The organism is Mesorhizobium sp. CNPSo 4689 (assembly GCF_057784325.1).
Genome location: NZ_JBWLUZ010000023.1, coordinates 37,386 through 57,194 on the forward strand (window position 1 = coordinate 37,386; position 19,809 = coordinate 57,194).

Annotated in this window: 15 protein-coding genes and 3 pseudogenes; 7 read left to right on the forward strand and 11 right to left on the reverse strand. The window is 60.4% G+C overall.

What is annotated here, in order from left to right:
* Positions 1–39: 39 nt before the first annotated feature.
* Together metE and AC04SI_RS23755 are read left to right on the forward strand one after the other, a co-directional pair.
* A pseudogene (gene metE, locus AC04SI_RS23750) lies at positions 40–2,358 on the forward strand (5-methyltetrahydropteroyltriglutamate--homocysteine S-methyltransferase); the annotation flags it as partial.
* Positions 2,359–2,947: 589 nt separating this feature from the next.
* Entirely contained in the window at positions 2,948–3,412 is a 465-nt protein-coding gene (locus tag AC04SI_RS23755) for a Ros/MucR family transcriptional regulator (protein ID WP_488475026.1), read from the forward strand.
* A 267-nt stretch (positions 3,413–3,679) separates the two neighbouring features.
* On the opposite strand, the gene AC04SI_RS23760 is transcribed toward AC04SI_RS23755, so the two are convergent.
* The 5 genes and pseudogenes from AC04SI_RS23760 to AC04SI_RS23780 all read right to left on the reverse strand — a co-directional run bounded on the left by AC04SI_RS23760 (position 3,680) and on the right by AC04SI_RS23780 (position 6,260).
* Positions 3,680–3,811 carry a hypothetical protein gene (locus AC04SI_RS23760; RefSeq protein ID WP_488474987.1) on the reverse strand — a complete coding sequence of 44 codons (132 nt, stop codon included), beginning with the start codon at positions 3,809–3,811 and terminating at the stop codon, positions 3,680–3,682.
* Positions 3,812–4,213: 402 nt separating this feature from the next.
* Complete coding sequence (locus AC04SI_RS23765) at positions 4,214–4,426, reverse strand: cold-shock protein (RefSeq protein WP_019863204.1); 213 nt, start codon at positions 4,424–4,426, stop codon at positions 4,214–4,216.
* A gap of 136 nt (positions 4,427–4,562) precedes the next feature.
* A complete protein-coding gene (locus tag AC04SI_RS23770; protein WP_488474988.1) occupies positions 4,563–4,826 on the reverse strand; it encodes a hypothetical protein in 264 nt (87 codons plus the stop codon).
* A 230-nt stretch (positions 4,827–5,056) separates the two neighbouring features.
* A pseudogene (locus AC04SI_RS23775) lies at positions 5,057–5,230 on the reverse strand (hypothetical protein); the annotation flags it as partial.
* Between the two features lie 190 nt (positions 5,231–5,420).
* The gene (locus AC04SI_RS23780) at positions 5,421–6,260 is read right to left on the reverse strand and encodes a hypothetical protein (protein WP_488474989.1); all 840 of its coding nucleotides are present in this window, start codon (positions 6,258–6,260) and stop codon (positions 5,421–5,423) included.
* Positions 6,261–6,488: 228 nt separating this feature from the next.
* Between AC04SI_RS23780 and AC04SI_RS23785 the strand changes: the two genes are divergently transcribed.
* The 5 genes from AC04SI_RS23785 to AC04SI_RS23805 all read left to right on the forward strand — a co-directional run bounded on the left by AC04SI_RS23785 (position 6,489) and on the right by AC04SI_RS23805 (position 15,369).
* Positions 6,489–6,932 carry a DUF4143 domain-containing protein gene (locus tag AC04SI_RS23785; RefSeq protein ID WP_488474990.1) on the forward strand — a complete coding sequence of 148 codons (444 nt, stop codon included), beginning with the start codon at positions 6,489–6,491 and terminating at the stop codon, positions 6,930–6,932.
* A gap of 430 nt (positions 6,933–7,362) precedes the next feature.
* Entirely contained in the window at positions 7,363–9,672 is a 2,310-nt protein-coding gene (locus AC04SI_RS23790) for a S9 family peptidase (RefSeq protein WP_488474991.1), read from the forward strand.
* 764 nt (positions 9,673–10,436) lie between these two features.
* Complete coding sequence (locus tag AC04SI_RS23795; protein ID WP_488474992.1) at positions 10,437–12,035, forward strand: M16 family metallopeptidase; 1,599 nt, start codon at positions 10,437–10,439, stop codon at positions 12,033–12,035.
* Position 12,036: 1 nt separating this feature from the next.
* Positions 12,037–13,431, forward strand: a complete 1,395-nt coding sequence (locus AC04SI_RS23800; RefSeq protein WP_488474993.1) for a M16 family metallopeptidase — start codon at positions 12,037–12,039, stop codon at positions 13,429–13,431.
* Between the two features lie 480 nt (positions 13,432–13,911).
* Entirely contained in the window at positions 13,912–15,369 is a 1,458-nt protein-coding gene (locus AC04SI_RS23805) for an NAD-dependent succinate-semialdehyde dehydrogenase (RefSeq protein WP_488475027.1), read from the forward strand.
* A gap of 422 nt (positions 15,370–15,791) precedes the next feature.
* Here AC04SI_RS23805 and AC04SI_RS23810 read toward each other — a convergent pair whose 3' ends face one another.
* The 6 genes and pseudogenes from AC04SI_RS23810 to AC04SI_RS23835 all read right to left on the reverse strand — a co-directional run bounded on the left by AC04SI_RS23810 (position 15,792) and on the right by AC04SI_RS23835 (position 19,745).
* The gene (locus AC04SI_RS23810; RefSeq protein ID WP_488474994.1) at positions 15,792–15,989 is read right to left on the reverse strand and encodes a hypothetical protein; all 198 of its coding nucleotides are present in this window, start codon (positions 15,987–15,989) and stop codon (positions 15,792–15,794) included.
* Between the two features lie 384 nt (positions 15,990–16,373).
* On the reverse strand, positions 16,374–16,724 hold the full coding sequence (locus AC04SI_RS23815; RefSeq protein WP_488475028.1) for a c-type cytochrome: 351 nt from the start codon (positions 16,722–16,724) through the stop codon (positions 16,374–16,376).
* 109 nt (positions 16,725–16,833) lie between these two features.
* Entirely contained in the window at positions 16,834–17,298 is a 465-nt protein-coding gene (locus AC04SI_RS23820; protein WP_488474995.1) for a Rieske 2Fe-2S domain-containing protein, read from the reverse strand.
* A 712-nt stretch (positions 17,299–18,010) separates the two neighbouring features.
* Positions 18,011–18,367 carry a hypothetical protein gene (locus AC04SI_RS23825; RefSeq protein WP_488474996.1) on the reverse strand — a complete coding sequence of 119 codons (357 nt, stop codon included), beginning with the start codon at positions 18,365–18,367 and terminating at the stop codon, positions 18,011–18,013.
* Positions 18,368–18,621: 254 nt separating this feature from the next.
* Positions 18,622–19,351, reverse strand: a pseudogene (locus AC04SI_RS23830) (transposase); the annotation flags it as partial.
* Positions 19,352–19,484: 133 nt separating this feature from the next.
* Positions 19,485–19,745 carry a hypothetical protein gene (locus tag AC04SI_RS23835; RefSeq protein ID WP_488474997.1) on the reverse strand — a complete coding sequence of 87 codons (261 nt, stop codon included), beginning with the start codon at positions 19,743–19,745 and terminating at the stop codon, positions 19,485–19,487.
* Positions 19,746–19,809: the final 64 nt, after the last annotated feature.

Below are 19,809 nucleotides of genomic sequence, written 5' to 3' on the forward strand. Positions count from 1 at the left end.
CCATCGGGGTATGGCATGACTGTCTCTCAGCAAATTCCTGTGGCAACGCTCGGTGTGCCGCGGTTCGGTCGCCGGCGGGAACTGAAATTCGCGCTTGAAAGCTACTGGGCCGGAAAGTCTTCCGCTGCCGACCTTCTCACGACGGCGAAAGCGCTGCGTGCCGCCAACTGGGAAGAGCAGCGCGATCGCGGGGTGTCGAAAATTCCCTCGAACGACTTCTCGCTCTACGACCATGTTCTCGACACTGCAACTATGGTCGGCGCCGTGCCGCCCCGATACGCCTGGAGTGGCGGCGAGCTCCCGCTCGACATCTACTTCGCCATGGCGCGCGGAGACCAAGGTCACACGGGGAGCTGCGGGCACTCTGGTCACGAGCGTGGGGCTGGCCCTGCCCTGATCGCGATGGAAATGACCAAATGGTTCGACACAAACTATCACTACATCGTGCCGGAACTCGACGATGATCAGACGTTCGCCCTCTCGTCGACGAAACCGGTCGATTACTTCCTCGAGGCTAAAGCCCTCGGCATTCACACACGCCCAGTCATCCTCGGACCTGTCACCTTCCTCAAACTGGCGAAGTCACCTGCCGACGGTTTCAATCCCATCGCCTTGCTGCCGCGGCTTCTGCCCGTCTACGAGCAGCTCCTGCGGAGGTTGAAACTGTCGGGAGCCGATTGGGTGCAGATCGATGAGCCAGCCCTTGTGCTGGATCTAAACCCGAACGAACGAGCTGCGTTTGAATTCGCCCTCGGGCAGCTGTCGAAGGCCACTCCCGAGCTGAAGATCATGCTGGCTACCTATTTCGGGGCGCTGGGGGACAATCTCGAGACGGCGATTTCGCTGCCCGTGGCCGGCCTGCATCTCGATCTATCACGCGCTCCCGAGCAGTTGGAGACGGTGGGTCGGCTCGCGCCTAAGGATCTGGTGCTGTCGCTTGGCTTGATCGATGGCCGCAACGTCTGGCGCGCGAACCTGCCCTCCATTCTCGATCGAATCAAGCCGATTGTCGCCGGCTGGCCCTTGGACCGCGTCGAAATTGCACCTTCGTGCTCGATGCTGCATGTGCCCATGGACCTTCGCATGGAGACGGCACTTGATGCCACGATCAGGTCGTGGCTCGCCTTCGCGGCGCAGAAGACCGACGAACTGGTAGTGCTGGCGAGGGCGCTGTCCGAAGGCAGGGATGTAGTGGCAGACGAGTTGACAGCTTCTGCCGAGGCTGCGGCTGCTCGCGCAGCGTCCGCAAAGGTTCATGATCCGCTTGTTGAAGGTCGGATCGCCGGCATTGACGACAGCATGAAGCAACGAAAAAACCCTTTCCTCGTGCGTTCCACGGTCCAGGCCCGCACGCTAAGCCTGCCTCCGTTTCCAACGACGACCATAGGATCATTCCCGCAGACGCCTCGGGTGCGCAAGGCCCGTTCCGCCCACAGGAAGGGCGAGCTCAGCTATCTCGACTACGACAGCTTCCTGCAGAACGAGACCAAGATTGCCATTCGCTGGCAGGAGGAGATCGGGCTGGACGTGCTGGTGCACGGCGAGTTCGAACGAAACGACATGGTACAGCATTTCGGCGAGCAACTGTCCGGCTTCGCCTTTACCCAGCATGGCTGGGTGCAAAGCTATGGCTCCCGCTACGTGCGCCCCCCGATCATCTTCGGCGACGTATCGCGCCCCAATCCGATGACGGTGCGCTGGTGGCAATTCGCCCAGTCGCTTACGCAAAAGCCAGTCAAGGGAATGCTCACAGGCCCTGTGACCATTCTTAACTGGTCTTTTGTCCGCGACGACATTCCCCGCTCCGAGGTCTGCCGGCAGATCGCGCTCGCCATTCGTGACGAGGTGACTGATCTCGAAAGCTGCGGCGCAAGAATAATCCAGATTGACGAGGCGGCGTTTCGCGAAGGCTTGCCGCTGCGCAAGCGCGACTGGAAAGTCTATCTCGACTGGGCGGTCGAATGCTTCCGGCTGGCCTCGACGGGTGTAGAGGACGCGACCCAGATCCACACTCACATGTGCTATTCGGAGTTCAACGCGATCATCGACGCGATCGCTGAGCTGGACGCGGATGTAATTTCGATTGAGACATCGCGCTCGGCAATGGAACTGCTGGACGCCTTCACGAGCTCCAAATATCCGAACGAAATCGGTCCCGGAGTCTATGACATCCACTCACCGCGTGTTCCGGAAGTCGCCGAGATTTCGGCCCTCCTCATGCTTGCGCGCGAGCGACTCTTAGACGGGCAACTTTGGGTAAACCCGGACTGCGGCCTCAAAACACGCAAATGGGAGGAGGTCCGCCCTGCCCTCATAAACATGGTCGCTGCAGCACGGGCGCTTCGGGAGAAAGTGCAGGCCGAGGCACGCGACCACTGTGACCCGGAAACCATGTGGGCAGCGGCCGATCTGCGCCAGGCTGACGATCCTGGCCTGCAATCGAGCGGCGGAGGCCGTCGCTAAGCTCTCTGGCCATCACTCCGACTGCGAACCTGAAAATGCGGCTGTGCGGTATCGTGATTTCTTCGCACCAACAGCCTGGTTGGTCCGATGGGACGTCGCGACATCCCACAACACCGAGGCCGAAAGGTTCATGCAGACCAGCAAGGTCGATGCCGCCTATCAAACCTTCTGTGGCGCGACAATTCGGATTCTGATGAGAAGCCGCAGCTTCATTGTGGCGCCGCACCTTCGCGAACCATTTCCGGCCCTTTCGTTTTGCATAAGTCGTCCGGAGGGGATGGGAAATCAAAGCACCCTCCGATCCCAGTTGCGGAGGCAGCCAACACCGAGCGGACCAACGTTCATGACGGCGGGACACGGCTCTGGACCTCGATGTGGACGAGCCGTCGCAATAATCGTGTCGAGACATTTGTTGCTTTCAGCTGCAACCACCACTATGAAGCGACGCTTCGCCGACTATGTTTCAAGCCGCCCGGAGAGTTTCATGACAGAAGAAGCCGACAAAAATATCGACAATCTCATCGAACTCACCGCCGATGTGGTCTCAGCCTATGTCTCCAACAATCCGGTCCCGGTGGGAGATCTCCCTGCCTTGATCAGCCAAGTGCACGCGGCACTGAAAGGCTCGGCCGGAAGTGTCTCCGCAGAAGAGCCGCAGGCGCTGAAGCCTGCTGTCCCGATCAAGAAGTCGGTGACGCCGGACTACATCGTCTCCCTTGAGGACGGGAAGAAATTCAAATCGCTAAAGCGCCATCTGTCGACCCACTATGGGCTGACGCCGGATGAATATCGCGCCAAATGGGGTCTGCCGGCTGATTATCCCATGGTCGCGCCAAATTACGCAGCCGCGCGCTCGGCATTGGCCAAGACGATGGGGCTTGGCCGTAAACCGAAAGAGCCGGAAACGCCGTCGCCGGCGAAGCGGACCCGCAAGAAGGTCGCAGCTTGATTTCATTTGTCCAGATTCGTTCTGGAGGGCGCAGCTGCCATCGGCATGATCTGCGCAAAATATAAAAGGCGTGAACCAGCCGCGCTGTTTGCGCGGCGTCGGCCTTGGGTTGACCGTTTGCGGCTGGACCGGGCGACTTGGTGGGTGTCTCGGGCGAACTATTGGATGACCTCCGGCAATCACTGTTGCCGGCAGATGCCACGAAGCGCCGCCTGATCTTGGGCTGCAGATCATGTTCGCGCATGAGGCGCCGGATCTTCTTGTGGTTCACGACGAAGCTTTGCTGCGGAGCGCAGCGCCGACGCGGCGATAACCGTAGAACTCGAACTCGTCGCAGATCGCGGTGTCGTCGGCCGCCTTCTCCGGGCGGTTGTGGTAAGTCGAGCGCGAGATCCCCATCAGTCGGCATCCTTCCGCGACGGAGATGCCGCGGGGCCGGCGCCCAGTCGGGCACTGCGAGGAACACCGATATCGGTAGATCCTTTGTCTGGACCTCACCCTTCTCGACAGCGAGCGAAAAGGGCGCTCCCTCAATGTCGGGTGAGGACGTGCGGCGCGGTCGCGGTCACACTTCCGCATCTCCTCCGAGGGCTGGCTTTGAGAGGGATCGGCAACACATAGTTCGCGGTTTCGTTTAGCCCTGCGACCAGCCTCGCCTTCACTCGCAAACATCCTTGGCTCACAAGAGATTCGCGGCGGCTGGCAACAATCTGCTGCCCCGGTCTGCGGTCGAGCCCGTGTTCTCGCTCGGATCTGGGGCGTGGCGCGTCCGACAGGCTCCTGCCGGCCGCTGCAGAAGATTCAGCCAGCTTTGCTGAGGCTGCCAGCGGAGGACTTGCCGGTGCGGCGGTCTTGTTCGATCTCATAGTTGATCTTCTGGCCGTCAGTGAGGGTCGAAAGGCCCGCGCGTTCGACCGCGGAAATGTGGACGAAAACATCCTGACCGCCATTGTCGGGCTGGATAAATCCAAACCCCTTGGTGCTGTTGAACCACTTCACTGTTCCAGTCGCCATATGCGTATTCCTTTGTAACAATTGCAACATTGACAGGCCATTAAGCCAGTCCGACTTTATACTTCGGTGTTAGACCAAGGCAAAAGCGAAAAATTGCTGGGTCCGGCTTGAATCGGCCCGTGGTTGGCGCATCCCATTAACCGGCGGAAAAGGAGAATGCCCCACCAGCGGCGGGGTGTTGTTCCCTATGGATCTTCCGTCGCCAGGCGCAGGCCGCCCACGCCGGCATGGGCAAGTTCAGGTAGATGAAGTCCTGCGCGTGGTTCTCTTGGGTGACATAGGCCAAAGCCGTGAGTTTGGTGGTGCTGTCGTAATATACGATGATGTCGCCGGCGGTCTCGCCGAAGATGGTACTCGCTGCGGCAGAGGCAGAGGTGAAAGATTGGTCGGTGATCACCACGGCGTGCTGGCCTTTCGCGCCGAGGCCGCACCGTGTAGAAGCTGCTCACCGGGGAGCAGGCTGTTTGCTGCCGTTGTTGACGAAGTCCGCGTTAAAACCGTCGTTGCCGACGCCCACCGCATCGAAAGTGTCCTGCTTCGGATCGAAATCCTGAACACCGGTCATGTCCGTCGGCAATGCCCTCAGGTCGTCGGGACTTCGTTTATTGGGCGGACTGGAACACGAAACTGTCATTGTCCTCGTCGCCAACAGCAGGTCCCTGCCGTCACCCACGTGGAGGACATCGTTGCCGGACCGCCGTGGAGAGTGTCATTGTCCTCACCGATGAGGCGCGGCATGCGGCGGCCGTTGTCGCCGAAGACATCGTCGTTGCCCTCGGCTCCCTCGACGTAGTCATGGCCCGCGCCGCCGAAGGCCGATCACTGCCCCCGCCAGCATAGATTTGATCGTTATCATCGCCGCCGAACATGGTTCCGGCACCTTACGCCCCGGATATTTCCATCGCGCACACTTCTTATGCCCCATACCCTGTGTCTTACTGCTCCTGGTTCGGATAAGTGGCACACCAGCTAGCGAGCGAAAATTCGCGATCTTTCAGCGGCGGCCGAAGGCCAGGACCTCGGCTGTGTAGGTCTCCACCACCAGGCTGAAGGGCTGGTTCGTCCCGCTATAGAGGATGGCCCGGTGCCGAAGCACCTCATGGGGAATGGCCAGCGCCCCCTTTTCCTCCGCCGGCAGCGGCGCGTCCATCTCCCACCCCTTGGGCAGCGGCGACCACAGCAGTTCGGCGCTAATGGTCTGGCGGCGGAAGTGCAGCGGCTGGACCACCTTGCCGAAGGGCTGGTCGGTGGTGTCGAGCACCTGGTTCATCTGGGGTGTGAGGCGCGACGGGACGTACCAGTTATCGGCCTCGGAGAGCACCCGCTCGCCACAGGCGAGCTGCACACGGCGGTACTGCACGGGTTCGTCAGCGCTGATGCCCAACGCCTGGCGGGCATTTTCCGGCAGCAGTTTAGCGTCGCCCTTCACGCGATGGGCGACGATCTTCGCTTCCGGCGCCAGCCCGTGGTCACCACACCATCGTTCCAGCGTGAGCGTGGCGCTGGGATGGCTGAGCAGGTCGGCGTTGAGCGTTTCCAGCAGGGCCAAAGCCTGGGTGCGCGAAGCGGTGTCGTTGGTGAAGGGGGTGCGGGCCTCGGAGGGTGACGAGACGCTCACCATTAGGGCGAGGGAGGCTGCTGCGATGAAATTTCGAGTACCCATGCTACGAAACCTTTGCGTTGCGTCACGAAGCGGCGTTTGCAGAAACGCAGGCCGTGCGAGAATTGAAAACATGGCGGCGCGGCCGCAACCACCAAACGCATCGTGTGCGCGACCGCAGGCTGTTTGTACGTCCATCCTGTTTGCCGGGCGGCTGAAGTGGCTCGGATCCATGTTTAGCCTCCTACGTTCACAAATAAATATGCACGGCGCCTTGATGCTACTATGGCGAGCTGTCGAGACGCTGACGAATAGCCTGCGGTAGAGGGGGAGCGGAGCGGCATTCGCTCACCCGTCTCCGGATTGTCCTGCGTATCGGCGCGTGGTCACCCGCAAAAGCGAAACGGGAAGTCAAATCGCCCAAACTTCATCTCATGGACACGGATTGGCCGGCTCTCCGCGGTGAATTCCAACAGCTTCGGCATCGATGCCGGCCCGACAGTCTTCGGCTCCCTTTTCGAGACGTTCGTCTTCACTGAGCTTGAGAAATCCTTGCCCTTTCTGTCCAAGCATTGGTCATTGTGGCACTGGCGCGCCGACTCCCGCGAGATTGATATCCTCGCGGAAGCACCGAGCCGCGTGATCGCGCTGTTCGAGATGAAGGCAACATCGAAGATCGATAGCAGTGACTTTCGGCACATCGATTGGTTCCTGATGGAAGGACCGGGCAAGAGCTGCCGCGGCGCGGGTTTCGTCGTGTCCCTGGGAGCACACCTGTTGTCCTCGGTCCGGCAAAGGGTCGCCTTGCCTGCATCAATGCTATGGTCGTTTCCAGGGCAAAAAAGAATTGTCCGACGCCGACGACTGTCGGACATGCGACATAGCCGGTCCGATCGATTGCCTTGATCTAAACGTGTTTCCTTTGGCGCGCATATTGCAAGTGTCATCCGCAAACGCGTCACGGACCGCGATAGTCATGCTGAGAATATCGAAATGTTAGCCCAATGCCTTCTACGGTGGCCTGTGTCCCGCCATACCACAGCAGGACCTGCCAGGTGCAGAAGAAGGAAGAAGCCGTGATCGCCAGGTGTCATCGGGCGTTGAATTTTCCCTGATTGTGGGCATCGGAAATTCCCTTGGCGCGGATGCCAACTCGGCAATCGGTTCACCCGGCTAGTCCCTGGAACTCGGCGTAGCACGCACGGTCATGGTGACTGGGGTCTCGGCTGCACCCGCGCGGAGGCTCCCATAGCGGAAACGCTCAACGCTGCTGCACATCGTCATTTGAGAAGACAAACAAGTTGCGGCACTCAATAGCCAAACGAGGAAAACAGCCATGTACAAGATCGGCGCTTTGATGGTCGCGCTATTCGTTCAGGGGGGATCGGAATCGGCAACTGCTCAGGCACTGGCGAACGGTTCGATTGTTGCGCATCGGCCGGTAGCGCCGGCCGATTTCGAGCGGGCCCTTACGATCAACGATCGCTATGGCGGGCTCACTGAAAATGTTCCCGAAGTGCCGTTCTGGCTGACCGGGGCCGACGCGTTAGTCTACCGCCGGACCACCCACGGCGAGCACCAGTTCGTGCTGGTCGATGCTGCCACGGGTATGAAGCGGCCCGCCTTCGATCAGGCCCGCCTAGCGGCGGCGCTAACTAAGGCGGGCCATATGAGCTATCAGGCCGGCTATCTTCCCTTCGACCGTTTCGAGCTGACCGCCGATGGTCGCAGGCTCGATTTCCTGATTGAGCAGGTCCAGTGGAGCTGCGACCTTGCAAGCTATGACTGCACCAGCACCACATTGGATTGGGACGACCCGGACTTTTGGCAGCTCAGCCACGGCTACACGCCGCCGGCGCAGAACAACCCCGACAAGAGCAGCGCGTCGCCCGACGGCAATTGGATCGCCTATATCAAGAACTACAATGTCTTCCTGCGCAGCGAGGACGGATTGCAGGATGTCCCGCTGAGCCGGGACGGATCGGAAGGCAATAGCTACGTCTTTTCGACACTGAGCTGGTCGCCGGACTCGCGCCACCTGGCGGCTTACCGCGTTCGCCCCGGCTACAAGCGGGAGGTCCCCTACCTCAATTCGTCGACGGACCAGTTGCAGCGCGAATATTCAACAATGGTCTATCCTAAGCCGGGCGATGTCCTTCCGCTGCCCCAGCCGGTGCTGTTCGACATTGCCAGCCGGCGCCAGGTCGCAATTGACAATGCCCTGTTCTCGAACCCCTTCGAACTTTCCTCTCTCCAGTGGTGGGCGGACGGTCGCGGCTTTACTTTTGAATATAACCAGCGCGGGCATCAGCTCTATCGGCTGGTCGAGGTAGACGCCGCCACGGGCCGCGCGCGCTCGCTGATCGATGAGATCAGTAAGACCTTCGTTGATTACGAGCCACTGGTGATGGACCAGGAAGATACCGGGAAAACCTTTCGGTACGATGTCGATGACGGGAAGGAGATCATCTGGGCATCCGAGCGCGACGGGCACGAGCACCTGTACCTGTTCGACGGCCGGACGGGCGCGCTCAAGAACCAGATCACCCGAGGTGAGTGGGTGGTCCGGGGAGTCAGCTATATCGATCCGGTCAAGCGCCAGATCTGGTTCGAGGCGAGCGGTATGAACCCGGAGGAGGACCCATATTTCGTGCATGCCTACCGCATCGGCTTCGACGGCAAGGGGCTGACTGCACTCACGCCCGAACCGGCTAGCCACCATATCGAGTTCTCGCCCGACGGCCGCTATTATGTCGATCTCTGGTCACGCATCGATCTGCCGCCGCGCATGGTGCTCTACCGGGCCAGCGACAATGCCAAGCTCATGCAGGTCGAGACCGCCGAAATTTCCGAGCTCGTCGCCGCCGGCTGGCAGCCGCCGCTCAGCTTCCATGCCAAGGGGCGCGACGGCAAGACTGATATCTGGGGCGTGATCCACCTGCCAGCCAACTTCGACCCGACGAAGAAATACCCGGTGGTAGAAAATATCTATGCCGGGCCAACCGGCTCGTTCGTGCCAAAATCCTTCTCAATGTGGATGGAGCCGCTCACGCAGCTGGGCTTCGTCGTCGTGCAGATCGATGGCATGGGTACCAATAACCGCTCGCGCGCTTTCCATGATGTCGCCTGGAAAAATCTGAAGGACGCAGGCTTTCCCGATCGCATCCTGTGGCACAAGGCGGCGGCCGCGAGGTATCCGTGGTACGATATCTCCAACGTCGGTATTTTCGGCGCCTCCGCCGGCGGCCAGAGCGCGGTGAGTGCGCTGCTCTTCCATCCCGATTTCTACAAGGTCGCGGTCGCCAACAGCGGCTGCTACGACAACCGGATGGCCAGGATCTGGTGGAATGAACAGTGGATGGGGTGGCCGGTTGGCATTGAATATTCGCAATCCTCCGCCGTCGACAATGCTCACAGGCTGCAGGGCAAGCTGATGATCGTGGTCGGCGAATTGGACCACAATGTCGATCCGTCCTCCTCGCTCCAACTCGCCGACCGGCTCATCAAGGCAGGAAAAGATTTCGACATGGTCTATGTGCCAGGTGCCGATCACGGCACGCCAGGCACCTATGCCCAGCGCAAACTCCTGGACTTCTTCGTTCGCAACATTCTCGGTCAGACCCCACCCAACTGGGACGCCACATGAATCGAGTTGCAAAAGGACAAACCGTTACGCTGATGGCGCAGGCAGCTTCTGCCTATAGCGATCCTCGCCCGCCTTTTCTTGCTATGATTAAGGCGGCGCGTGAGCAGATCGCGGCCGCTCGGACCTGACCACTCCTGCGCAAGGCCGACCGCCGCAAAGCGGGAATTGAGGACAGAGGCAACACTCTCCAGGGTGAGCTTGCCGAAGAAAAGCGGATGGGTTCACGAGCACCCGGTGCGCGCCATAAGGCGCGCGGTCAAAGAGCTCGGAGGTGGATTTCGAGAACAATCTCATCGATCTGCCCGCGCTCATCATCGCGGATTTATCTCAGATCGCGGATCAACAGGGCAGTTGGTTCAACGCCGGCACCCTGGCGCGCTAGTCAACCATGTCGATGCTGGCGGTAGATGCCGCGCTCCAAAGCGCTGATGTAGGTGCGGCCGACACCGCAGCTGCAGCACGCTCATTCGTCTTCCAATATATCTCCCCAAGCCGCAGGCGCTTCGCATTCGGCGGATGAGGCCAGACCCGGCGATGCCACGCTCTAGCCAAGCGCCGTTGAACACCTTTTTGAGGTCGGCCTGCCAGCTCTCCCCTCGCCGCCTTCGAGGCGTATTTAGCCCCCGTGGTGTATCCGGGTCCGACAATGTCGCATACGCAACATAGCAGAGGCTGACTGATCGCATTGGCGAATGATTTTCTCGTTTGGCACGGGACGTGCGCTGCTTCCGCAAACGCGTGATGAACCAAGGAGAAGTCGTTTCATGATCTCAGCCCAAAATACCGCCGCTAGTCCCCCTGACCCTTTCACAGATGACGTCCGAGCAAGGCTCGGCAGCGTGAGGACGGTTGCTCATCCAGCTCGGCGCAGTCCGCCGATCCACCTCCTCCCACAACGGGGGACGGGAACACAGGGCCTGGAAAATGAAGAACAAATCACTTGGCCTCGACCCTTCATCCCGCCGCAACCGGAGCCCTCGATCAAACTTCGGTCTCGCTGGCTGCGCTGGGCTTTCATTGCGACCGCGCTGGCCCTCACGACGACCACTCCGGTTCTGGCCGCCACCGATGACGGCAAGGTGACGGATTTCCTGCTCGATAACGGCATGGAGGTGGTCGTCATTCCGGACCATCGCGCGCCGATCGTGACCCATATGGTCTGGTATAAGATAGGCAGCGCCGACGAACCACCCGGTAGTTCCGGCGTTGCCCATTTCCTCGAACATCTGATGTTCAAGGCAACGACCAACCACGACGCAGGCGAGCTCGAGCGAGCCGTCTGGGCTATCGGCGGCTACATAAACGCCTTCACCTCCTACGACTACACCGCCTTCCACGAGACGGTGCCGCCCCCGGCGCTCGAGCAGATGATGGGTTTCGAGGCCGACCGCATGCGTAACCTCGTCCTCACCGACAACGTCATCAAGACCGAGCGCGACGTGATCCTGGAGGAGCGCCGCTCGAGCATCGACGGCAATCCGCAGGCGGTGCTCGACGAGGAGGTCGACGCGACGCTCTGGCAGAGCCAGCCCTACCGCATTCCGATCATCGGCTGGATGCAGGAGATGGAGAAGCTGAACGGCACCGGTGTATTCTCCCTCTACAACAAATACTACCGGCCTAACAACGCCGTGCTGGTGGTGGCAGGCGACGTCGAGCCTGAGACGGTCAAAGCGCTGGCCGTGAAGACCTATGGCAAGGTTGCGCGTGGGCCGGACCTGCCTCCGCGCAGCCGCCCGGTCGAGCCGAAGCAGAACACCAAACGCACAGTGACGCTAACCGACGCACGCGTTTCGGTGCCGAGCTTTTCAACGCAATGGGTGGTGCCGTCCTATCACACAGCCAAGCCTGGAGAGGCCGAGGCGCTCGACCTTCTGGCCGAGATTCTAGGCGGCGGCAATCGCAGCCGCCTCTACCAGGCGCTGGTGGTGAAAGAGGGCATTGCCGCCCAGGCCGGCGCCTATTTTGACGGCACCATGCTGCCCGGTGCGTGGGGCGCCATGCTGGATGCTACCAAATTCACCATCTACGGCGAGCCGCGCGGCGATGCCAAGCTCGCCTACTTGGAAGCGGCTGCCGCTGCCGAGGTTGCCCGCATCGCCCGGGACGGTGTCAGTAAGGACGAGTTGGAGAAGGCAAAGGAACGCTATGCCCGCTCGGTGATCTTCGCCCACGACAACCAGGCTTCCGTGGCCACCATGTATGGCTCCACGCTTACCAGCGGCGGCAACGTGAAAGATGTCGAGGAATGGCCGGACCGCATCCGCAAGGTCACCGCCGACCAGATCAAGGCCGTCGCCGCCCGCTATCTCGTGCCCGACCATTCGACCACCGGCTATCTCTTGCCCAAGAGGGAGAATTAAAATGAGAACGACCCAACACCGCACCTTCGAACACCCCTTGCTTTTTCCGCTTGTTGTTGGAGCCAGGGCCGCACGCGTCACGACGGCGCTGGTCATCCTCCTCCTGGGAATTCTCTTCCTCATCGTCCCGGCGTTTACCGCCCGTGCGGCGATGAACATCCAGGAGGTGAAGTCTGCAAAAGGCATCGAGGCTTGGCTGGTGGAGGACCATACAGTGCCGATCATCGCCATCCGCTTCGTCTTCGACGGTGGCACGACCCAGGACCCGATCGGCAAGGAGGGCCTCGCCAATCTGATGGCCCGCGTGTTCGACGAGGGCGCCGGCGATCTCGACAGCGATGCCTTCCAGGTGAAGCTCGGCGATGCCGGCGCCGAGATGAGCTTCGAAGCGCAGCGCGACGGCATTTATGGCTCGATGCGCATGTTTTCCCTGCGGAAGGACGCCGCGTTCGCTCTGCTTCGGCTCGCGGTCACCAGGCCGCGCTTCGACCAGGCGCCGATCGATCGCATTCGCGCCCAGGTGCTGTCGGGCATCATCGCCAGCGAGCGCGACCCCGAGGCGATCGCCCAACGCAAATGGCTGCGCGCAATCTATGGCACCCATCCCTATTCGAGGCCGGACGAAGGTACCAAAGAGAGTCTCGCCGGCATCACACCGGCCGATCTCAGCGCCTTCCACAAGGCCACTTTTGCCCGCGACGGCCTGCATGTGGCGGTGGTCGGCGACATCGATGCGAAGACGCTGAGTGAAAAGCTCGACCAGCTGTTCGGCGATTTGCCTCAGAAGCAGACCCTCGCCCCCGTCGCCGATTTCGCCCCGAAGCTCGGCCAGCAGGTGGAGGTCGATTACGACCTGCCGCAGACCTCGCTGCAGCTCGCCTTTTTTGGCGTCAAGCGCAGCGAGCCGTACTTCTACGCCGCGATGCTGATGAACGAGATCCTCGGCGGCTCGCCCTTCACGTCGCGCCTGTGGGAGGAGGTGCGCGAAAAGCGCGGCCTCGCCTATGGCGTCTATTCCAGCTTGGTCGACTACCGGCATTCCAACGCACTCGTCGTCACCACGGCGACGCGCGCCGACAGGGCGGCCGAGACGCTCAGCCTGGTACGCAAGGTGGTGAAGGAGATGGCGGAAGAGGGTCCCACGGAGGCCGAGCTCGAAGCGACGAAGAAACATCTGATCGGCGCCTATGCCATCGACAATCTGCATTCCTCCACCTCTATTGCAGCCACACTGGTCGAGTTGCAACTCGCCAATCACGGCATCGACTACATCCAGCGCCGTGCCGCCCTTATCAATCAGGTGACGCTCGACCAGGTCAAGGCGGCAGCGAAGAAGCTGCTTTCGGCCGAGCCCGCCATTATGGTCGTCGGCCCACCGCTGGTGGGCAAGGGATGAGACGAGGACGCCATTTTGCCTTCCCTCTCACCCTGTGGATCTTCTCATTGGGGAGCGAAATCCGGCTCGGTGGTGTAACGGGATTCTCACAAAGACCCGCGGAAGAAATTTCGCGGGCCTTCGAGGCACTTTCCGGTTCTGGTGGCGGATCCACCGAATTGGGGCGCGCTCCTCTTCATGGCAACCTCATTTCGCAGGGATGGAGAACGCCAATCGCAGTCCGCTGTTGTCAGTGGGTCGCCAGCACGCACCGCGTGGCGATGGCGAATCCGGTGTCCCATTGTTCAATTTTCGCCGAACGAGAACCGCGAGGCATCGACTAGAAAGCTCCCAAGCCTCCCTTTCCAGTGCGTACATTGGACTACCAGCTGTCCAGCCGAGGCCCTATAAGCAACCCTGGCGTCGCGCAATACACACCGGACCCTGCTACATATACCCGCTGCATCGAGGAGGAATCCGGTATTGCCTCTGTGCCTGCCGATGATCCGTCACCTGAAATCCCCCGACCTATTTGGCCCCCTTGATCGCCTACCGGCACTTGGCATGCCGATTGGCGAGCGGACATTTGAGGTCCTCAACCCATCGACTGGCGAAGTGCTGGCAGAACTTCCCGACATGGGTGTCGAGGAGACATGCGCTGCGATAGATAAGGCCTATGTCGCGAAGCCTGGATGGGCGGCTCTGACCGCACGTGAGCGCAGCGACGTTATGTGGCGATGGCATCAGTTGATCATCGACCACACCGACGACCTGGCCGCTATACTCACTGCGGAGATGGGCAAGCCGCTTGCCGAGGCCAAGTCTGAGGTTTCGCATGCGGCGGCATACCTGCAATGGTATGCTGAGGAGGCCAATCGCATCTATGGCGAGACGATCTCCGCCCCTTCGACGGACCGTCGGATGCTGGTGATCAAGCAGCCCATCGGCGTCGTTGGCACGATCACGCCATGGAATTTTCCCTCCTCGATGGTGGCGCGCAAGATCTCGCCAGCCTTGGCGGCAGGCTGCACGATCGTGCTCAAGCCCGCTGAACAGACGCCGCTCGTGGCTGGCGCAATGTTCGCCCTCGCCCATCAGGCCGGCTTTCCCGAAGGCGTCGTCAACCTGATCTATGCGGCTGAAGGTGATGCAGTCGGCCGTGAACTCTGCGCCAATCCCAAGGTCCGCAAGATCAGCTTCACCGGATCGACCGAAGTCGGGCGGCTGCTGATGCGCCAGTGTTCGGACCAAATCAAGAAGGTCAGCCTCGAGCTGGGCGGCAACGCACCTTTCATCATCTTCGATGACGCCGATGTCGACGCTGCGGTTGACGGTGCGATCCAGGCGAAGTTCCGCAATGCCGGCCAGACTTGCGTTTCGGCGAACCGCATTTACGTCCAATCGAGCGTTCACGATGAGTTCGTCGAAAAATTCGTGGAGAAAGTCCGGCACTTATCGGTTGGCGATGGTTTCGCTCCCGGAGTGGACATCGGACCACTCATCGACAGGCATTCTCTGGCAAAGATTGAGTCCCACATCGCAGATGCCGTTGCCAAAGGCGGCACAATTCGATGCGGAGCCGACCGTATCGGCAAGGATGGCACGTTTTTCCAACCCACGGTCCTCACCGGTATTTCCAGCGTGATGGCGGTTGCGCAGGAAGAGACTTTCGGGCCGCTGGCGCCGATCATTCGCTTCGAAGATGCGGATCAAGTCGTAAGCGAGGCCAACGATACGATCTACGGGCTCGCAGCCTATTTCTATGCCTCAAATCTGAAGCGTGTCTGGCGTGTGGCCGAGGCCTTGGAATATGGCATGGTTGGCATCAACACGGGACGCATGTCCTCGGAAGCGGCACCCTTCGGCGGGATAAAACAGTCCGGTATCGGGCGGGAGGGTTCCCGCCATGGCCTCGAGGACTACCTCGAAATGAAATATCTTTGCGTGGGCGGGATCTGAACAATCTGCTTGCGCCGTTCGCGGATCGCTTATCGAGCAAGCGACTCCGAACATGGAATGTAGGTCGGCTCCCCGGTGGGGAGCCGACGGGCGGCTCGGCAACCCCGGAGCAAAGGCGCCAGTCTAGTCTGGGGGTATCTCTCGACGAGACCAAGCGTCTGCATTATCGACGATGAGGCCTTGCGAGCGATACGGCGGCTCTCGCGGACTATTTTCAGGCGACACGTCTGTCGTTTACGCGGGTCTGGCTGGCAACCTATCTGATATCGCGATCATGAATGCCGGTTGTGCGCAAAGTCGGGTTTCTAGGGGCAGATTGGGAATGCTCCTCAGATGGTTCTGTGCAAATCTTCGTTGAGCCGAAGGAGGATGAGATGGCGGGCCGTGCTATGCGGCGGCAAGGATATCGAGGTCCTGTTCGATCACCCCGGCCGCGTATAACTGATCGAGCAGGCCCGCCTTATTAGTTCCGAGTCGGCGCTCACGTCCTCGCCAGCAAAACGGATGTAATGGGCACGACGGGGCCGCTCGTACGTCGTGACGGTGTCGGCGATCCGCTCGCAGCGCTCTAGCATGGCCACGGCGTCGAAGGTCCACGGAACGGGTGCTCCCATGAACATCCTGAGTGCAGTTCTGGGGTCGAGGTTCTCCCGCGTACATCGCCGGCGAGCACCCGTTCAGCCACACGAAAGTTCAAGGCCCTTCCCCGTCTAAATCCGCCGTTCGAACGGCAAACCCGTCCCTGGCCGAATATCGAACGGAGGTGGCGAAATAGGCGAGCATATATCAGCCGCGCAAACCCGCCCCAATGCACGACGAGCGAGACTGTTTCCCTATATCGAACAGGTTTGGCGAGCGCGATGGCTTTGGCTAGCGCCGTCTCGAACGCGATAGCTTAGCCACTCTGCCCGGCAGAACAGTCGACTTTCAAAATAGGTTTCACGGCGTGATACACGATCGCTCCCTCCTTGCCGTTGTTCTCGAAACGCAATGGCCAAAGGTTTCTAACCTGACACACTCTTGAGATAGGCGATGACGTTTTTGACGTCGTCGGGATTCTTGAGGCCAGGAAACCCCATTTTGTTGGCCGGCACTTTCGCCTTGGGATTTGCCAGATATTCCATCAGGTTCAGCTCATCCCATACGAGGCCCGCACCGCCCACATCCTTCATGGCTTTCGAATAAGAATAGCTAAGGACGGTCCCCGCTGTCCGGCCCACGACGCCTTTCAAGGTTGGCCCGACCTTGTTCGCTTCGGTATCAGCGTTGTGACAGGCGGCGCACTTTTTGAAGACCGCCTTGCCTCCCTCGATATCTTGGGCCCGGGCCACCGGAGGCAGTAACGCCAAAACCATTGTGGCAGCGATGAATAGATATTTCACGCAGGAACTCCCCGATTGAAGGTACGGCAGGCGGTCGATATGTTTGCAAGCCATGATCCGATCCTCCCTTAAAATACGTTGCTCAGGCGGTCATAAAGAAGCTCGTCGACTCCGTTGGCGTAGATTCGCCCTTGGCGTCGATGCGCAGCGCGTATTGGGGAATATCGGCCATCGACTGGCCCCAGATCTGCTGCCCTCCGGCGTCAGCGTCAAAATGTGAGTTTTGGCCGGAACAAATGAATGAGTGGTCGTCGGCGTTGTAGTTCAATGAGAATCCCTTGTGCGGGCACGTGGTCGAGAATCCGACAATGTCGCCATCCGGTCCCCCACTGTCGTGGTAAATGACGTCGAGGGGTTCGTTCGGCTTCAGGTCACCTAAGTTGGCTAGCCTCTTCGATGGGTATTCGACAAGTGCCAGCCCCGGTGCAGTCTTTGTCTGAGCCTGCACCGGGTGTGCCACGGCTATGGCCATACCTGCAGCGGCAAGCGCTCCTCCCCTTAGAAATTGACGGCGGCCGGCGTCGGCCAGTTTGGTGCAGCGATTCAAGCGTTTTCCTCCCATTGGGCGAATGTTTTCGCAAATGGCTCTGCAACGCTTGTACCAACCGGAAAAGCCGGCGATTGCATTACAAAATGCGAATGGGACCCACCTCCGAGGAGTCACGGCCCAAAGACCCGCTCATTCCTAGCTGGAGTCTTTCATTTCGGCCTGAACTCGCGTTCGCATCGTTACCGCATTCTGTCCGAAGGCATCATCGACGCGTATACCCGCACGATCGGCATCTGTTCCCCGCCGACCAGCCGACCGCGTGGCAAAGATTGAGAGCGGCGAAGCTTCCGCTAACGCCCACATTTCTCCTGTATTTCAGCGATGCATTCCTCGAGACGCTTCAGGCGGCACTTCGCATTGCGAAGTTCATGTCCGGCTTCGAAACGTCGATGGCGCCCGTGAGGTGTAATGGCCACGAGATCGCGCTCCAGTTCGGCAATGCGCGCACGCACCTGCCGAGCCTCTTCCGGACGCAATGCATGTATCCATCCACGCCCGCGCATCGGTCTTCCTGCCAAAACCCCAATTAGCCGGGCTTATGCCACCGAGATCGTAATTTCCGGCAAGCCGAGACGCTCTAAACATGCAATCTAGAGGGCGTTCTTCGGGAAGAAGGCTGGCGCTGCTTGGGGGAAAGCACTAGGAAACCCTCGGATCTGACGCGTCGCTTCGGCCGATTGCGGCAGCTCCAAAGCGCAGTGACAGGTCGTCAAGTGCCGGGCAGCGTGCCCTTCGCCGACATTGCGAAGACATCGAGCAGGATGGCCAGCCCGACGCCGCACGCGGTCAGAATTAGGCCGGCCATGAAGATGCGGTTGGCGCGTTCGTAGATGGGTCGGCGCAACGAACTCATGTCGAGTAGTATGGACAGCGCCCGCAACTGCAATGCGATGCCGACCAGGATCGGCACGACGGCGAACAGGTCGTAGAGCCGCCATGGCATGGGGTTCGCCGCCCAATGCGTGACGAAGCCGAGCGAAAAGGCAAGCAGAATGCCGACGACGGTGATTGTGCCGTTGCGAAAAATCGTCTCGATCAGCTCTTCCTTCGGATCGTGTTCGTCCAAGCGTCGCTCCTCTCCCTCAGCAGTTGCAGGCCTTCGCACAGTCGACCTAGGCTCTCGGGAAATCCTGTACATCGCCGCCAACTAGTCAAGGGCCGAGGACCGAAGCCGCGCGGCAACCGCTTCAGGTTTGCGCTGCCCTCATCACTTCCTGAGGCGCCATCGGCCTTTGCCGCGAAGTGAACGATGGAAGCACCGCCTGTCACTGGGTGCTGCGCTCAGAGCGGTAGTCGACCGGGAACAATCCGGGCTCTAGTCTAAGCGGCGACCGGCTTTGGCCAGAGTTGAAGCAGAGCGATCAAGAGCGACAAAAAATCCTTCAGCCATCTGAGCAGGAGGGAGAAGTTGTAGCCGGCGGCGGCCAGGATGGCGTTGAGGGCGTCGCCCTGCTGGCCGGCGAGGTAGTTGCGGCCCATGCGGTGCTCGGCCTTGATGTGGCCGATCACCGGCTCGACCGCCGACCGCCGCCGCATCTGGCGTTTGATGGCCGGGGTGACGCGGCGTTTCTGGCCGCTGGTGAAGACCCTGAACTTGTGGCTCTGGGGTGCGTTGTGGCCGCGATAGCCGGCGTCGGCGAGGATGCGGCCAATCTGGTTGCCGATGGTCTTTTCCATGTCGGGGATGACGCTTGCCAGCGTGTGGCCGTCGTAGGGATTGCCGGGCAGTGCTTTTGCATGCAGAGCGAACTGGCCGCCCTTGGAGCGCTTCAGCGTGGTGGCCACCGACATCTTCACGCCGAACTTGTAAGGCATGTGCGCCTTGCCCTTGCCGAACATTCCACCTCATGCGCGTGAAGGCGTAGATCTTGCGGCCGCGCTGGCGCTGACGCTGCTCGAGAATGGTGGCGGCCTGGTAGCGCGGCCATTTGAAGAGCGCGTCCAGCCTCGCATCGCCGGCAATCTGGCGAGCGATGTCGCGAATGGTCCGGCCGAGATAGGTCGTGAGCCTGCGCAGCGCCTTGTTGGCCCGCTTGAACTGCCTGGCGTGGGTGTCCGCCGAGCTCGCACTCGTTCACGAAGGGCAGCTGATCATCAGGTCGGCGAGCAAGTGTTTTGGTTGGAAAGCCACGGAGCGAGCGAAGGGCTGCTTCAACATCGAATTCTGACACTCCAAACCTCAATCAGAAGCCGAGCTTGATGTCTGGATCGATAGTGCCCGCGACCTTGTTCATGGTCGCTGGGAAATTGTCCTCGAGCGCAACATTCGCGAGAGCGAATTCAAGCAACTCGGTGTCACCCTTAATGCCCGTCTGGCGCTTAGCCTGCTCAATGAGGGCATGGCTCAAACGTGCTGTGATCCGCTCGTCTTTAGAGCCGATCAGGCCTTTGCGAATGGCAGCACGAAGTGTCTGCCGAACGACAAACTTCTGCTCGCCCGGCATGTCCTTGTTCGCGTCCTTACGGATTAGACCTCCGCACGCGCTTCTTTTTCGAAACGAGGCGCTG

Excerpts from the sequence above, each read along its gene's own strand:
- AC04SI_RS23805 (WP_488475027.1), top strand. The coding sequence starts at position 13,912 with ATGATCCGTCACCTGAAATCCCCCGACCTATTTGGCCCCCTTGATCGC.
- AC04SI_RS23795 (WP_488474992.1), top strand. The coding sequence starts at position 10,437 with ATGATCTCAGCCCAAAATACCGCCGCTAGTCCCCCTGACCCTTTCACA.
- AC04SI_RS23800 (WP_488474993.1), top strand. The coding sequence starts at position 12,037 with ATGAGAACGACCCAACACCGCACCTTCGAACACCCCTTGCTTTTTCCG.
- AC04SI_RS23835 (WP_488474997.1), bottom strand. The coding sequence starts at position 19,745 with ATGCCGGGCGAGCAGAAGTTTGTCGTTCGGCAGACACTTCGTGCTGCC.
- AC04SI_RS23755 (WP_488475026.1), top strand. The coding sequence starts at position 2,948 with ATGACAGAAGAAGCCGACAAAAATATCGACAATCTCATCGAACTCACC.
- AC04SI_RS23760 (WP_488474987.1), bottom strand. The coding sequence starts at position 3,811 with ATGGGGATCTCGCGCTCGACTTACCACAACCGCCCGGAGAAGGCGGCC.
- AC04SI_RS23810 (WP_488474994.1), bottom strand. The coding sequence starts at position 15,989 with ATGTTCATGGGAGCACCCGTTCCGTGGACCTTCGACGCCGTGGCCATG.
- AC04SI_RS23780 (WP_488474989.1), bottom strand. The coding sequence starts at position 6,260 with ATGGATCCGAGCCACTTCAGCCGCCCGGCAAACAGGATGGACGTACAA.
- AC04SI_RS23815 (WP_488475028.1), bottom strand. The coding sequence starts at position 16,724 with ATGGTTTTGGCGTTACTGCCTCCGGTGGCCCGGGCCCAAGATATCGAG.
- AC04SI_RS23765 (WP_019863204.1), bottom strand. The coding sequence starts at position 4,426 with ATGGCGACTGGAACAGTGAAGTGGTTCAACAGCACCAAGGGGTTTGGA.
- AC04SI_RS23790 (WP_488474991.1), top strand. The coding sequence starts at position 7,363 with ATGTACAAGATCGGCGCTTTGATGGTCGCGCTATTCGTTCAGGGGGGA.